23 protein-coding genes are annotated in these 12,811 nt (G+C 31.0%); all 23 read right to left on the bottom strand.

Annotation, left to right across the window (positions count from 1 at the left end; all coding sequences use genetic code 11):
- Window positions 1–55: 55 nt before the first annotated feature.
- From AC5SML_RS03720 to fusA, 23 genes are read right to left on the bottom strand one after another with little or no spacing between them, the layout of a single operon-like run.
- Window positions 56–697: an adenylate kinase gene (locus tag AC5SML_RS03720; protein WP_006996831.1), complete on the bottom strand. Its 642-nt coding sequence runs from the start codon at window positions 695–697 to the stop codon at window positions 56–58.
- 4 nt (window positions 698–701) lie between these two features.
- A complete protein-coding gene (gene secY, locus AC5SML_RS03725; RefSeq protein ID WP_006996830.1) occupies window positions 702–1,982 on the bottom strand; it encodes a preprotein translocase subunit SecY in 1,281 nt (426 codons plus the stop codon).
- A 10-nt stretch (window positions 1,983–1,992) separates the two neighbouring features.
- Window positions 1,993–2,454, bottom strand: coding sequence for a 50S ribosomal protein L15 (gene rplO, locus AC5SML_RS03730; RefSeq protein WP_006996829.1), 462 nt, complete (start codon window positions 2,452–2,454; stop codon window positions 1,993–1,995).
- Window positions 2,454–2,966, bottom strand: coding sequence for a 30S ribosomal protein S5 (rpsE, locus tag AC5SML_RS03735; RefSeq protein ID WP_006996828.1), 513 nt, complete (start codon window positions 2,964–2,966; stop codon window positions 2,454–2,456). The genes rplO and rpsE overlap by 1 nt, the downstream gene beginning before the upstream one ends.
- A gap of 2 nt (window positions 2,967–2,968) precedes the next feature.
- On the bottom strand, window positions 2,969–3,325 hold the full coding sequence (rplR, locus tag AC5SML_RS03740) for a 50S ribosomal protein L18 (protein ID WP_006996827.1): 357 nt from the start codon (window positions 3,323–3,325) through the stop codon (window positions 2,969–2,971).
- The gene (rplF, locus tag AC5SML_RS03745) at window positions 3,325–3,864 is read right to left on the bottom strand and encodes a 50S ribosomal protein L6 (RefSeq protein WP_006996826.1); all 540 of its coding nucleotides are present in this window, start codon (window positions 3,862–3,864) and stop codon (window positions 3,325–3,327) included. The genes rplR and rplF overlap by 1 nt, the downstream gene beginning before the upstream one ends.
- Window positions 3,864–4,259 carry a 30S ribosomal protein S8 gene (rpsH, locus tag AC5SML_RS03750; RefSeq protein WP_006996825.1) on the bottom strand — a complete coding sequence of 132 codons (396 nt, stop codon included), beginning with the start codon at window positions 4,257–4,259 and terminating at the stop codon, window positions 3,864–3,866. Before rpsH ends, rplF begins: the two co-directional genes overlap by 1 nt.
- 10 nt (window positions 4,260–4,269) lie before the next feature.
- Window positions 4,270–4,575 carry a 30S ribosomal protein S14 gene (rpsN, locus tag AC5SML_RS03755; protein ID WP_006996824.1) on the bottom strand — a complete coding sequence of 102 codons (306 nt, stop codon included), beginning with the start codon at window positions 4,573–4,575 and terminating at the stop codon, window positions 4,270–4,272.
- Between the two features lie 2 nt (window positions 4,576–4,577).
- Window positions 4,578–5,132, bottom strand: coding sequence for a 50S ribosomal protein L5 (rplE, locus tag AC5SML_RS03760; protein ID WP_006996823.1), 555 nt, complete (start codon window positions 5,130–5,132; stop codon window positions 4,578–4,580).
- A complete protein-coding gene (rplX, locus tag AC5SML_RS03765; RefSeq protein WP_006996822.1) occupies window positions 5,132–5,380 on the bottom strand; it encodes a 50S ribosomal protein L24 in 249 nt (82 codons plus the stop codon). The genes rplE and rplX overlap by 1 nt, the downstream gene beginning before the upstream one ends.
- A complete protein-coding gene (gene rplN / locus AC5SML_RS03770; protein WP_006996821.1) occupies window positions 5,381–5,749 on the bottom strand; it encodes a 50S ribosomal protein L14 in 369 nt (122 codons plus the stop codon).
- Window positions 5,746–5,982 carry a 30S ribosomal protein S17 gene (rpsQ, locus tag AC5SML_RS03775; RefSeq protein WP_006996820.1) on the bottom strand — a complete coding sequence of 79 codons (237 nt, stop codon included), beginning with the start codon at window positions 5,980–5,982 and terminating at the stop codon, window positions 5,746–5,748. The genes rplN and rpsQ overlap by 4 nt, the downstream gene beginning before the upstream one ends.
- The gene (rpmC, locus tag AC5SML_RS03780; protein ID WP_006996819.1) at window positions 5,975–6,166 is read right to left on the bottom strand and encodes a 50S ribosomal protein L29; all 192 of its coding nucleotides are present in this window, start codon (window positions 6,164–6,166) and stop codon (window positions 5,975–5,977) included. The genes rpsQ and rpmC overlap by 8 nt, the downstream gene beginning before the upstream one ends.
- Before the next feature lies 1 nt (window position 6,167).
- The gene (rplP, locus tag AC5SML_RS03785; RefSeq protein ID WP_006996818.1) at window positions 6,168–6,578 is read right to left on the bottom strand and encodes a 50S ribosomal protein L16; all 411 of its coding nucleotides are present in this window, start codon (window positions 6,576–6,578) and stop codon (window positions 6,168–6,170) included.
- Window positions 6,579–6,580: 2 nt separating this feature from the next.
- Window positions 6,581–7,261, bottom strand: coding sequence for a 30S ribosomal protein S3 (gene rpsC, locus AC5SML_RS03790; RefSeq protein ID WP_006996817.1), 681 nt, complete (start codon window positions 7,259–7,261; stop codon window positions 6,581–6,583).
- On the bottom strand, window positions 7,245–7,643 hold the full coding sequence (gene rplV, locus AC5SML_RS03795; protein WP_006996816.1) for a 50S ribosomal protein L22: 399 nt from the start codon (window positions 7,641–7,643) through the stop codon (window positions 7,245–7,247). The genes rpsC and rplV overlap by 17 nt, the downstream gene beginning before the upstream one ends.
- A 2-nt stretch (window positions 7,644–7,645) precedes the next feature.
- Window positions 7,646–7,939 carry a 30S ribosomal protein S19 gene (gene rpsS / locus AC5SML_RS03800; protein ID WP_006996815.1) on the bottom strand — a complete coding sequence of 98 codons (294 nt, stop codon included), beginning with the start codon at window positions 7,937–7,939 and terminating at the stop codon, window positions 7,646–7,648.
- Window positions 7,939–8,784, bottom strand: coding sequence for a 50S ribosomal protein L2 (rplB, locus tag AC5SML_RS03805; RefSeq protein ID WP_006996814.1), 846 nt, complete (start codon window positions 8,782–8,784; stop codon window positions 7,939–7,941). Before rplB ends, rpsS begins: the two co-directional genes overlap by 1 nt.
- Window positions 8,785–8,786: 2 nt before the next feature.
- Window positions 8,787–9,080, bottom strand: coding sequence for a 50S ribosomal protein L23 (gene rplW, locus AC5SML_RS03810; protein ID WP_006996813.1), 294 nt, complete (start codon window positions 9,078–9,080; stop codon window positions 8,787–8,789).
- A 1-nt stretch (window position 9,081) separates the two neighbouring features.
- Window positions 9,082–9,705, bottom strand: a complete 624-nt coding sequence (rplD, locus tag AC5SML_RS03815) for a 50S ribosomal protein L4 (protein WP_006996812.1) — start codon at window positions 9,703–9,705, stop codon at window positions 9,082–9,084.
- Window positions 9,705–10,415 carry a 50S ribosomal protein L3 gene (rplC, locus tag AC5SML_RS03820; RefSeq protein ID WP_006996811.1) on the bottom strand — a complete coding sequence of 237 codons (711 nt, stop codon included), beginning with the start codon at window positions 10,413–10,415 and terminating at the stop codon, window positions 9,705–9,707. Before rplC ends, rplD begins: the two co-directional genes overlap by 1 nt.
- A 2-nt stretch (window positions 10,416–10,417) precedes the next feature.
- Entirely contained in the window at window positions 10,418–10,726 is a 309-nt protein-coding gene (rpsJ, locus tag AC5SML_RS03825) for a 30S ribosomal protein S10 (protein WP_006996810.1), read from the bottom strand.
- A 5-nt stretch (window positions 10,727–10,731) separates the two neighbouring features.
- A complete protein-coding gene (fusA, locus tag AC5SML_RS03830; RefSeq protein WP_006996809.1) occupies window positions 10,732–12,810 on the bottom strand; it encodes an elongation factor G in 2,079 nt (692 codons plus the stop codon).
- Window position 12,811 lies beyond the last annotated feature (1 nt).

Below are 12,811 nucleotides of genomic sequence, written 5' to 3' on the forward strand. Positions count from 1 at the left end.
ATTTTTGAGAATAAATTTAGCCTTTTATATAAGAAGATGTTCCAAAGTCAACGTCTTAAACCTTAAGAATTTCATTAATTTTATTGGTTATTTGATCAATTTCACCTGCTCCATCAATTTCAGTGAAATTTGAATTTTTTGAATAGAATTCTAACACTGGTTTTGTTGAAGACATATAAGTGTCATATCTAGAAATAACAATTTCAAGATTGTCATCTTTTCTTTTCTTTAAGTGTTCAACACCACAAGGATGAAGCTCTATTTGCTCCTTATTAAAATATTCATTTAACGTCATATTACATTTTTCACAGGTCATTCTGCCCATAATACGTTTTTCAATAATGTCTCTTGATACATTTAAAAATATAGTATGCCCTATTGTTTGGTTAAACTCATTTAATAAAACTTCTAAATTAATAGCTTGTTCAACATTTCTTGGATAGCCATCAAAAATAATTCTATCTCTATATTTTAAATTAGTTAAAGATTGTCTTAATAAAGTATTTACGATCTCATCTGAAACAAATTTGCCATTAGATATTAGCTTTTCTATATCCACTCCAAGATCAGTTTTAGATTTAACTTCATCTCTTAATAGATTGCCTGTTGATAATTGGAAGTAATTATGTTTTTTAACAATAGATTGAGCTTGAGTCCCCTTACCCGCTCCTGGAGGACCAAAAAGAATTATATTCACTTAATTATTTTCCGAATTTTGTTTTTTTAATTAATTGCTCATATTGAGAGCTCATTAATCTAGTTTGGATTTGTGTAACGGTATCAATTGCAACTACAACAACAATCAAGATTGAAGTTCCACCTAAATAAAAGGGTATTGGATAATTAGCAATTAGAAATTCTGGCATTAAACAAACTATTGTTAAATACAATGCCCCAATTGTCGTAAGTTTTGTCACAATTTTTTCAATATACAAAGCTGTATTTTCACCTGGTCTAATTCCAGGTACAAAACCACCATATTTTCTTAAATTATCAGCAGTCTCAGTTGGATTAAATGTTATGGATGTGTAGAAAAAAGTAAAAAATATTATTCCAGAAGCATAAAGCAACATGTAAAGGGGTTGTCCTTGTGTAAAGTATGAACTTAAATTTAAGAATGTATCATTGTCTGAAAAACTAAAATTAGAAAAGGTAACAGGCAATAATAATAAAGCTGAAGCAAAGATTGCTGGAATAACACCGGCTTGGTTAATCTTTAAAGGTAAATGAGAAGATTCACCACCGTACATTTTATTTCCCATTTGTCTTTTAGGGTAATTTATTAAAATTTTTCTTAATGCTCTTTCCATGAAAACAATGAACATAATTGTTGCGACTAATAATACAAAAATTCCAATAATCATAATTGTAGATACAGCGCCCGTTCTACCCAACTCGAATGTAGTAACTAAAGCACGTGGAATTTCAGCAACAATACCAGCAAAAATAATCAACGAAATACCATTACCGATACCTCTTTGTGTTATTTGTTCACCAAGCCACATTAAAAACATTGTACCAGCAACAATGGTTGATACCGCTGTTATAGTAAAAAATAAGCCTGGATTAATAACTAAGTCAGCAGAAGATTGTAAACCTATAGATAATCCGTAACCCTGAATAGTAGCAAGAATTACAGTCCCATACCTTGTGATTTGAGTTATTTTTGCTCTTCCAGTTTCACCTTGTGCCTTTAAATTTTTAAAGTAATCAGATACGCCAGTTAATAACTGAACTATGATTGAAGAAGAAATATAAGGCATAATTCCAAGTGCGAATATAGCCATTCTACTTACAGCCCCGCCTGAAAAAACATTGAACATTCCAAGTAATCCTTTTTGATTACCACTCATCATTGTTTGTAATTGCTCAGGGTCAATGCCTGGAATTGGCACAAAAGTACCAAATCTATAAACTGCTAAGATAAATATTGTAAAGATTATACGATTTTTAAGATCATTAGTTTGAGAAGAAGAGCTCATAATATCTTAATTATTTTTTTAATTGTATTGTTCCGCCAGCTTTCTCTAATTTTTCTACAGCAGATTTAGAGATTAAGTCAGCTTCGATATTAACTTTATCTTTAATTTCACCTGTACCTAGTATCTTTAATTTTTGTGAATTTTTATTGATCAATTTAAGTTTTTTAAGTAATGCCATATTAATAACATCACCAGAATTAATTGTTTTTTCAGTTATAAAAGTTTGAATTTTTTCCAAGTTCATTATTGCAATAACAGCTTGGTATCTCTTAATTGCATTAAAGCCTCTTTTAGGTAATCTTCTATATAAAGGCATTTGACCACCTTCAAAAGCTTTAATAGCAACACCAGATCTAGATTTTTGACCTTTAACACCTCTGCCAGATGTTTTTCCTTTTCCAGAACCGATACCTCTACCGACTCTCATCTTTTTTTTGTATAAAACTTTTCCTGTAGTATTTAATGTAGTCATTATCCTCTTTTTTCGATTACATCAGAAATTTTTTTATTTCTAATTGTTGCAATATGCTTTGGTGAATTTTGTTTTGAAAGAGCTTTCATCGTCGCTCTTATCATATTGTGAGGGTTTGATGTACCCATTGATTTAGCAACTATATCTTTAATTCCTAAAACTTCACAAACTGCTCTTACAGGACCTCCTGCAATAATACCTGTTCCCTTAGGAGCAGATCTTAAAATAATTTTACCAGCACCATCTTTACCATAAACATCATGATGAATAGTTCTGCCTTCTCTTAGCGGCACATGGATTAAAACTCTTCTTGCTGTTTCATTGGCTTTTTTAATTGCATCAGGCACCTGTTTGGCTTTAGCATGTGCTACTCCAATTTTACCTGCTTGATTACCAACTACTACTAAAGCTGAAAAACCAAATCTACGACCACCTTTTACTACTTTTGTAATTCTGTTGATGTGAACTAATTTTTCTAAAATACCGTCGTCTTTTTTGTCTTTAAAATCCATAATTAAAATTCCATTCCATTTTTACGTAGTGTTTCAGCAAAAACTTTAACTCTGCCGTGGTATTTGTATATACCTCTATCAAAAAATATTTTTGATATTTTCTTTTCTTGGGCTTTCTTTGCAAGTTTCTCTGCTACTATTTTAGAAATTTCTGTTTTATTTACTTTGTCCATAGAACGAATGTCTTTTTCAACAGAAGAACATGACACTAAAGTAATGTTTTTAACATCATCAATAATTTGAGCTGAAATATTTTTTGCAGATCTTGATATGCTAAGTCTTAATCTATCAGATGATGCAACTTTTTTTAATTTACCAGTAACTCTAAATTTCTTTCTTTGGATGGTATTTAATTTCATTATTTCTTCTTCCCTTCTTTTCTTAGAATGTATTGACCTTGCTCTCTAATACCTTTGCCTTTATATGGCTCTGGTTTTCTAAAAGCTTTGATTTTTGAAACAACCATACCTACTTGCTGTTTATCAGATCCACTAACTTTAACTACCGTCTGTTTTTCAACAACAATTTTAATTCCTTCAGGAATATCAAAATTAATATCGTGGCTATAACCTAATTGCAAATTTAACTGTTTATCTTTTAATGCAGCTCTGTAACCCACTCCAACAAGCTCAAGAATTTTTTCATAGCCAGTACTTGACCCAATAACAGCATTATTGATTAAGCTTCTATTCATGCCCCATAATCTTTTTGAGTTTTGATCCTTTACTTTAGGGCTGATAGATATTTCTTTTCCTTCGGTAACGTCAAGATTAAACATTTCAAGATCAATATTAAGTGATTTTTTACCTAATGGTCCCTCAATGTTAAGAACACTACCAGATAGTACTGCTTTAACTTTTTCAGGGATTGAAATACTTATTTTACCAATTTTAGACATTAAAATACCTTACAAATTATTTCGCCACCAACTTTTTGTTTTCTAGCTTCAATATCAGTCATTACACCTTTTGGTGTTGATACAATAGCTATTCCTAGTCCGCCATTAATTTTTGGCAAACTATCAGCACTTGAAAATATTCTTCTACCAGGCTTAGATACTCTCTCAAAAGTACTAATTACTGGATTTCCAGAATAATATTTTAAGTCAACTGACAATGTGGGTTTATTATTTTCAGTTTCAATTTTATAGTCTTTTATAAATCCTTCACTTTTAAGAATATCTGCAATCTTAACTTTAAAGTTAGAAGAAGGTAATGCTACTTTCTTATGATTTCTCACTTGTGCATTTTTTATTCTTGCAATCATATCCCCTATTGGGTCACTTAAACTCATATTATCCTTTCTACCAACTCGACTTAGTCATGCCAGGAATTAATCCATGCAGTCCCAAGTCTCTTAAGGCTATTCTTGATATTTTTAATTTTCTGTAAACACCGTGTGGTCTTCCAGTAATTTGGCATCTATTCATAACTCTGTTTTTTGCAGAATTACGAGGTAAATTTGAAAGCTTTTGCTGTGCTTTAAATCTTTCTTCTAATGATATTTTTTTATCCATTACAATTTTCTTTAATGCTTGTCTTTTTTTGAAAAGCCTATCTGAAAGTTTAATTCTTTTATTATTTTTATTTACTGCGCTTACTTTAGCCATTCTTAATTGTCTCCTTTTTTAATAAATGGAAAATTTAGTTTTTCTAAAAGAGCAAAACTATGATCTTTATTTAAAGCAGAGATCACAACTACAACATCAAGACCTCTAATCTTATCAATTCTATCAAAATTAACTTCTGGAAAAATTATATGTTCTTTAATGCCAAACGTATAATTACCAAACTTATCAAATCCTTTGGGTGATAAGCCTCTAAAGTCTTTAATTCTTGGTAAAGCAATATTTACAAGTCTATCTAAAAATTCATACATTTTGTTACCTCTTAAAGTAACTTTTAAACCAGCGTTTGTACCTTTTCTCGTTTTAAAGTTTGCTACTGATTTTTTAAATTTAGTCACAGTTGGTTTTTGACCTGTAATTTTTCCTAAATCTTCTTCAGTAGATTTCATAATCTTTGCATCAGCACCATCAAGACCAAGACCCATGTTAATAACAACTTTTTCAACTTTTGGCCCCATATAGGTATTTTTATATCCAAGGGTTTCTTTAAGCTGTGGTTGGATTTCTTTGTAATAAAGTTCTTTTAATCTAGGTATCATTATTTCTTAGCCTCAGTTTTTTTTGTTTTAGCTTTTTCGTCAATAAGTTTAAGGTTTGAAATGTGGATGAAGCTCTCTTTAGAGACTATTCCACCTTTTTTTTCTTTTGTAGTTTTAACATGTTTTTTCACAATGTTAATTCCTTGAACTTTTGCTCTGTTATTAGGTCTATCGATTTCAATAACCTCACCCTCTTTTTTTTTATCTCTTCCTGTTAAAACTCTAACTTTTAATCCTTTTTTAATCATTTATAAAACCTCTGGAGCCAATGAAATTATTTTCATTTGACCTCTACTTCTTAATTCTCTTGTTACTGGACCAAAAATCCTAGTCCCCACTGGTTCACCTTTATCATCAACTAAAACAGCTGCATTATTATCAAATCTAACTTTAGATCCATCTTCCCTATGAATTCCCTTTTTAACTCTAACTACAACAGCTTTATGAACAGAACCTTTTTTAACTTTTCCTTTAGGTAATGCCTCTTTAACTGCGATAACGATAGTATCACCAATACTTGCGTATCTACGTTTAGAGCCACCTAAAACTTTAATGCATTCTATTCTTTTTGCACCAGTGTTATCAGCTACTAATAATTCAGTTTGTACTTGTATCATTTAGATCCATCCATTACTTGAAATTTTTTATTCTTAGAAAAAGGCTTACACTCAATTATTGACACTGTGTCTCCAGTTTTAAATTTATTATTTTCATCGTGAGCGTTATATTTTTTTCTAACTTTAACTACTTTTTTTAATACTGGGTGTGAATATTTTCTTTCAACAGATACAGTTATAGTTTTGTTTGGTTTATCGCTTGTTACTACTCCTGTTAATATTTTTTTAGGCATTTAATTTTCCTTTTAGTGTAGTTTTTAATCTAGCTATAGTTTTTTTAGTTTGTCCAATTTTAGATGGATCTGTAACTTGTGAATTAATTTTTTGAAATCTAAAGTTAAATAAATCTTTTTTTAATTTATCAATATTTTTGATAACTTCATCCTTAGATAATTTTTTAATTTCTTGTTTTTTCATATTATGCAAATCTCTTAATAAATTTTGTTTTTATAGGTAGTTTAGCTGAAGCCTTATAAAGTGCTTCTTTTGCTATTGTTTCTGAAACACCATCAATTTCAAATAAAATTCTACCTGGCTTCACTCTACAAGCCCAATATTCAGGAGCTCCTTTACCTTTACCCATACGTACTTCAACAGGTTTTTTTGAAACAGGTATATTTGGAAAGATTCTTGTCCAAACACGTCCCTGTCTTTTCATGTGTCTTGTTAAAGCAACTCTAGCAGCTTCTATTTGTTTTCCTATAATTCTCTCTGGCGCCATAGCTTTTAATGCAAAAGATCCATAGTTAATCTTGCTAGCACGTGTAGCTGTTCCATGAATTCTTCCTTTATGTGCTTTTCTGTATTTTGTTCTAACTGGCTGTAACATAATTATTCTTTAACCTCTTTAGGAGCTATCTTGTTAGTTTCTTGGCTAAATTCTTTAGCGAATACTTCACCTTTATAAATCCAAATTTTTATTCCAATAATACCAAATGTTGTTAATGCCTCAGCTTCTGCATAGTCAATATCTGCTCTTAAAGTATGTGATGGTATACTTCCTTCTCTTAACCATTCAGTTCTAGCTATTTCATTTCCACCTAGTCTACCACTAATAGAAACTTTAATGCCTTTTGCACCAAGTCTTAAACATGATTGCATAGCTCTCTTCATGGCTCTTCTATATGATATTCTTTTAACTAATTGTTGCGCTATATTTTCAGCAACTAAATAGGCATTTGTTTCCGGTTTTTTAACTTCTTTAATATTAAGCGTTACTTCATTGTTGGTAAATTTAGATAAATTATTTTTTATTTTATCAATATCGCTACCTTTCTTTCCAATTACAAATCCCGGTCTTGATGTGTAAATAGTAACAAAACATTTATTAGAGGTTCTCTCTATCATAACTTTAGATACACCAGAATTAACAACATTTTTCTTGATATATGCTCTGATCTTAAAATCTTCGATAAGATAATTTCCAAAATCTTTCTTTTTTGCATACCAGACAGAATCCCAACCTCTGTTTACACCTAGTCTGAAACCAACAGGATTAACTTTTTGACCCATGACTCTCCATTTGTTTTGCTTCTGATAATATAATTGTAATAGTTGAATAAGGTTTTAAAATTGGTGCAGCTCTACCTTTTGCTCTTGGTCTAAATCTTTTCATAACAACTTTTTTCCCACAGTATGCTTCTTTAACAATTAGTTTATCTATGTCGTATTGATTGTTATTTTCAGCGTTAGCAACAGCTGATGATACTGTTTTTCTTATTTCTCTAGTAATTCTTTTTGCAGAAAATTGAAGCTCTCTAATAGCTACATCAACTTTTTTTCCAACAATTGCTTTAAGTATTGGGTTAAGTTTTCTAACACTAGATCTAATATTATTATTTACAGATCTAACTGTATCTACTTTAGTTCTGTTAATTTTCTTTTTTTTATTCATAATTATTTTTTCTTCTCAGCTGGTTTTCCTTTTTTTTCAGCTGGTGTATGTCCAAAAAATGTTCTAGTTGGAGAAAATTCACCTAATTTATGACCCACCATATCTTCAGATATAGTAACTGGAATGAATTTTTTTCCATTATAAATCAAAAAACTAACCCCTATAAACTCAGGAATTATTGTTGATTTTCTTGACCACGTTTTAATAGGCATTTTTTTTGGATCTAATTTTTGTTTTTCAACTTTTTTAATCAAGCTCTCTTCAACAAAAGGTCCTTTCCATACTGATCTAGCCATTATTTTTTAGAATCCTTCCTGTTGTTTCTTCTTCTAACTATAAATTTATCTGTACTCTTATTGTCTCTAGTTTTTAATCCTTTTGCAGATTGACCTGTTGGAGATACTGGATGTCTACCACCTGCAGTTTTACCTTCACCACCTCCGTGTGGGTGATCAACAGGATTCATCACAACTCCTCTAGTATGAGGTCTTCTACCAAGCCATCTTGATCTTCCAGCTTTACCAATCTTAATGTTTTTTTGATCTGGGTTTGAAAGCACACCAATTGTTGCCATGCATCTTGAATCAATTTTTCTAACCTCTCCAGAGGTCATTTTAATTAATGAGTAATTTCCATCTAACCCACTGATAGTAACAGATGTACCTGCAGATCTAGCTATTTTTCCACCAGCTCCAGGTTTTAGCTCTACATTATGGATATTGATACCAACAGGAATATCTCTAAGTGGCATACAATTTCCAACTTTAATTTCTTTTTCCGATCCATTTTCAACTTTATCGCCAACTTTAATTTTTTGAGGAGCTAAATAGTAAAAATGTTGTCCATCATCAAACTTAACTAACATGATGTAGCAAGATCTATTTGGATCATATTCAATTCTTTCGACAGTACCTGGCATGTCGATTTTCTTTCTATAGAAATCAACCAACCTATACATTTTCTTGTGTCCACCACCTGACATATTACGAGAAGTTATGTGTCCATTATTATTTCTTCCACGCATTGAATTTTTTGGCTCAACTAAAGCCTTAAATGGTTTGCCTTTCCAAAGACCAGCTCTATCAACTAAGATTGTTCCTCTTGTTGATTTTGTATACGGTTTGAATGTTTTTAATGCCATTTTTAAATTCCAGATGTTAGGTCAATACTTTGACCCTTTTTAAGTGTTATTATTGCTTTTTTGTAACCTTGAACATTAACTTTTTTTCCCCTAGCTACTTTAGTTCGATTTTGTTTATTGATAATATTTATCTTCGTAACATTAACTTTAAAAATCTTTTCAATATTTTTCTTCAAATTAGTTTTGTTTGCAGCTCTTGGTACTTTAAAAACAATTTTGTTTTGTTCTGACAAGTTAGTAGTTTTCTCAGTAACCATTGGTGATAGAATTTTATCGTATAAATGTATTTTATCCATTTTAAGAATATCTCTTTTCTAGTTCTTTAATTGAACTTTCTGTAAAAACTACTTTTTTAAACTTTATAATATCAAATGCACTGAAATGATTAATATCCGTAACTTTAACATTTGGAATATTTCTAACTGACTTTTCAATTTTCTCTTTGGATGATTTATCTAAAATGATTAATGAATTTGTAATTTCAAATTTTTTAATAATTGAATGCATTTCTTTAGTTTTTTTAATCTCATTTCCAAAATCACTAAAAATTATCAAATTATTAAATTTATTCTTCTCAGTAATTAGTGAAGCAATACTTAGTTTTTTTTCACTTTTATTTAATTTTCTTTTTTTGTATGCCAGTTCACCTTTAGGTCCATGTGCAACACCACCACCAACGAAAATAGGTGCTTTTCTACTTGCGTGTCTAGCTCCACCAGTACCTTTTTGAGCATAAATTTTAGATGTAGATCCAGTAATCTCATTTTGTTGTTTAGTTTTTGCGTGTCTACCTTTGTAATTAGCATTAGTTTTATATAATACGTTATCAACCAATCTTTTGTTAATTTTAGCAGAGAAAATTTTATCTAAAACTTCAATTGAATCTTTTTTACCGTCTAAGTTTAATTTATCAATTTTCATTATTTTTTCTTTTTATCTGGTGTTTTTTTAGCTTCTTCAGCAGCAGCAATTTTTTCATTAATAGTCATTTTGTTTATAACTTTTACTGATTTTTTAACTAAGATTTCAGTATTTTTTGATCCAGGAATTGATCCTTTTAAATATAACAATTCATTTTCAATATCTGTCTTAATAATCTCTAAATTTTGCATAGTTCTAACTCTATCACCCATATGACCAGCCATTTTTTTACCTTTAAAAACTTTACCAGGATCTTGTCTTTGTCCAGTAGATCCGTGAGATCTATGTGATACAGAAACACCGTGAGTAGCTCTTAACCCACCAAAATTGTGTCTCTTCATAGCTCCAGCGAAACCTTTACCAATAGTTTTTGAAGTTGTATCAACAAACTTAACTTCATTAAATATTTCAAGACCAAATTCGTTACCTTCTTTGTATAACTCTGTATCTTTAACTCTAAATTCTTTTAATTTTTTCTTAGCTTCTGTATTTTTTTTTGCATAAAAGCCCTTCATTGCTTTTGTAAGTTTAGATGCTTTAATTTTACCAAATCCTAGTTGCACAGCTTTGTATCCACGTTTTTCTTCTTCAATAACTTGGATCACTCTAGCCTTTTCCATTTTAATAACAGTTACTGGAACTAAACGCCCTGTTTTATAGAACTCTCTAGTCATACCAATTTTTTTTCCAACTAATGCAATTTCACTCATAATTAAATTTTTATCTCCACATCAACACCTGATGCTAAATCAAGTTTCATTAAAGCTTCAACAGTTTGAGGTGTTGGCTCTATAATATCTATTAATCTTTTGTGTGTTCTTGTTTCAAATTGCTCTCTACTTTTTTTATCAATGTGAGGACCTTTTAAAACGGTGTATCTTTCAATTCTAGTTGGTAAAGGTATTGGTCCTTTTATCGTGGCACCTGTTCTTTTTACAGTATTTACAATTTCTTCTGTAGATGCATCTAGAATCTTATTGTCGTATGCTCTTAATTTAATTCTTATATTTTGTTTTTCCATAATAATTAGCCTGCAATCTTTTTAGTTACTTCATCCTGAACATTTTGTGGGACTTTAGAGTAATGATCAAAAAACATTGAATACTGAGCTCTACCTTGAGACATTGATCTTAAACTATTTATATAACCAAACATATTAGCTAAAGGAACCATAGCTGTAATCACTGTTGCATTTCCTCTATTTTCTTGAGTACTGATTTGGCCTCTTCTACTATTCAGGTCACCAATAACATCACCCATATAATCTTCAGGTGTAACAACTTCAACTCTCATAACTGGTTCTAATAATTTCAAAGTTCCTCTAGTACAAGCTTCTTTAAAGCAAGCTCTACCTGCTAATTCAAATGCAAGAACACTTGAGTCAACATCATGATGTAATCCATCTAAAATTGTAACTTTATAATCAATCATTGGAAACCCTGCTAAAATTCCGCCATCTGAAATTGTTTCAATTCCTTTTTCAACACCAGGAATAAATTCTTTAGGAATTGCACCACCTTTAATTTTGCTTTCGACAGATCTACCTGAACCAGGCTCTTGTGGCTCAACCAAAAGTTTAACTTTTGCAAACTGACCAGCACCACCACTTTGTTTTTTATGAGTATATTCAAATTCTGAGGCATTTTGTAATGTTTCTCTATAAGCAACTTGAGGAGCACCTACATTTGCCTCTACATTAAATTCTCTTTTCATTCTATCGACAATAATATCAAGGTGTAACTCACCCATTCCTTTAATAATAGTTTGACCAGATTCTTCATCTGACGTTACTCTGAATGATGGGTCTTCTTTAGCCAATCTTCCTAATGCTTCACCCATTTTTTCTTGGTCAGCTTTTGTTTTAGGTTCAACGGCAATTTCGATTACAGGTTCTGGGAACTCCATTGGTTCTAATAAAACAGGATTAGCTTCATCACAAAGAGTATGTCCTGTTATCGTATATTTTAAACCAGCTAAAGCAACAATGTCACCCGTATTTGCTTCTTTGATATCCTCTCTTGAGTTCGCATGCATTAAAAGCATTCTACCAACTCTTTCTTCTTTATCTTTTGAAGTATTATAAACAGCAGTTCCAGTTCTAATCGTTCCCGAGTAAATTCTAATAAAAGTTAATGAACCAACAAATGGGTCATTAGCAACTTTAAATGCTAATGCAGAAAACCCTGTGCCATCATCAAATTTCATTTCAACAACATCTTCACTACCAGGTTTAGTTCCATTAATAGACCCAATATCGATCGGGCTTGGTAAGTAGTTAATTACAGCGTCAAGTAAAGGTTGAACACCTTTGTTTTTAAAAGCTGAACCTGTAGTTATTGGAACAAAACTAAAATTTAATGTTCCTTTTCTTATGCATTTTACCAAATCTTCTTCTTTGATTTCTTCCCCATTTAGGTAAGCTTCCATTAGTTTTTCATCTTGCTCTACAGCCATTTCAACTAATTCAGTTCTGTATTTTTGTGAAATTTCTTTTAAATCATCAGGAATTTCTTTGTATTCCCATTCAGCTCCTAAAGCTTCATTTTTCCAAACTTGAGCTTTCATTTTAACTAAGTCAACAACGCCAGATAAATCTGCTTCAATACCAATAGGGATTTGAATTGGTAGAGGTTTACAGCCTAATCTATCCTTAATCATTTCAACACATCTATAAAAATCAGCACCCGTTCTATCTAACTTGTTTACAAAACAAATTCTTGGAACTTTATATTTATCAGCCTGTCTCCATACTGTTTCAGATTGAGGTTCTACACCGGCAACACCATCAAAAACACAAACAGCACCATCTAAAACTTTTAATGATCTTTCTACTTCAATCGTAAAGTCAACGTGTCCAGGCGTGTCGATGATATTAATTCTATGATCATTCCAGAAGCAAGTTGTTGCTGCTGATGTAATCGTAATACCTCTTTCTTGTTCTTGTTCCATCCAATCCATTGTTGCAGCACCATCATGTACTTCACCAATTTTGTGACTTTTTCCTGTGTAATATAAAATTCTCTCAGTGGTAGTTGTTTTACCAGCATCAATATGAGCCATGATACCAATATTTCTATATTTATTTAATGTATGTGTTCTAGCCATA

It is taken from the genome of Candidatus Pelagibacter sp. PS_17 (genome assembly GCF_059417945.1).

What these genes read in the sequence shown, in the direction of transcription:
- secY (WP_006996830.1), bottom strand. Translation starts at nt 1,982, where the DNA reads ATGAGCTCTTCTTCTCAAACTAATGATCTTAAAAATCGTATAATCTTT.
- rplO (WP_006996829.1), bottom strand. Translation starts at nt 2,454, where the DNA reads ATGACTACATTAAATACTACAGGAAAAGTTTTATACAAAAAAAAGATG.
- rpsE (WP_006996828.1), bottom strand. Translation starts at nt 2,966, where the DNA reads ATGGATTTTAAAGACAAAAAAGACGACGGTATTTTAGAAAAATTAGTT.
- rplR (WP_006996827.1), bottom strand. Translation starts at nt 3,325, where the DNA reads ATGAAATTAAATACCATCCAAAGAAAGAAATTTAGAGTTACTGGTAAA.
- rplF (WP_006996826.1), bottom strand. Translation starts at nt 3,864, where the DNA reads ATGTCTAAAATTGGTAAAATAAGTATTTCAATCCCTGAAAAAGTTAAA.
- rpsH (WP_006996825.1), bottom strand. Translation starts at nt 4,259, where the DNA reads ATGAGTTTAAGTGACCCAATAGGGGATATGATTGCAAGAATAAAAAAT.
- rpsN (WP_006996824.1), bottom strand. Translation starts at nt 4,575, where the DNA reads ATGGCTAAAGTAAGCGCAGTAAATAAAAATAATAAAAGAATTAAACTT.
- rplE (WP_006996823.1), bottom strand. Translation starts at nt 5,132, where the DNA reads ATGATACCTAGATTAAAAGAACTTTATTACAAAGAAATCCAACCACAG.
- rplX (WP_006996822.1), bottom strand. Translation starts at nt 5,380, where the DNA reads ATGATTAAAAAAGGATTAAAAGTTAGAGTTTTAACAGGAAGAGATAAA.
- rplN (WP_006996821.1), bottom strand. Translation starts at nt 5,749, where the DNA reads ATGATACAAGTACAAACTGAATTATTAGTAGCTGATAACACTGGTGCA.
- rpsQ (WP_006996820.1), bottom strand. Translation starts at nt 5,982, where the DNA reads ATGCCTAAAAAAATATTAACAGGAGTAGTAACAAGCGATAAACCAAAC.
- rpmC (WP_006996819.1), bottom strand. Translation starts at nt 6,166, where the DNA reads ATGAAAAAACAAGAAATTAAAAAATTATCTAAGGATGAAGTTATCAAA.
- rplP (WP_006996818.1), bottom strand. Translation starts at nt 6,578, where the DNA reads ATGTTACAGCCAGTTAGAACAAAATACAGAAAAGCACATAAAGGAAGA.
- rpsC (WP_006996817.1), bottom strand. Translation starts at nt 7,261, where the DNA reads ATGGGTCAAAAAGTTAATCCTGTTGGTTTCAGACTAGGTGTAAACAGA.
- rplV (WP_006996816.1), bottom strand. Translation starts at nt 7,643, where the DNA reads ATGAATAAAAAAAAGAAAATTAACAGAACTAAAGTAGATACAGTTAGA.
- rpsS (WP_006996815.1), bottom strand. Translation starts at nt 7,939, where the DNA reads ATGGCTAGATCAGTATGGAAAGGACCTTTTGTTGAAGAGAGCTTGATT.
- rplB (WP_006996814.1), bottom strand. Translation starts at nt 8,784, where the DNA reads ATGGCATTAAAAACATTCAAACCGTATACAAAATCAACAAGAGGAACA.
- rplW (WP_006996813.1), bottom strand. Translation starts at nt 9,080, where the DNA reads ATGGATAAAATACATTTATACGATAAAATTCTATCACCAATGGTTACT.
- rplD (WP_006996812.1), bottom strand. Translation starts at nt 9,705, where the DNA reads ATGAAAATTGATAAATTAAACTTAGACGGTAAAAAAGATTCAATTGAA.
- rplC (WP_006996811.1), bottom strand. Translation starts at nt 10,415, where the DNA reads ATGAGTGAAATTGCATTAGTTGGAAAAAAAATTGGTATGACTAGAGAG.
- rpsJ (WP_006996810.1), bottom strand. Translation starts at nt 10,726, where the DNA reads ATGGAAAAACAAAATATAAGAATTAAATTAAGAGCATACGACAATAAG.
- fusA (WP_006996809.1), bottom strand. Translation starts at nt 12,810, where the DNA reads ATGGCTAGAACACATACATTAAATAAATATAGAAATATTGGTATCATG.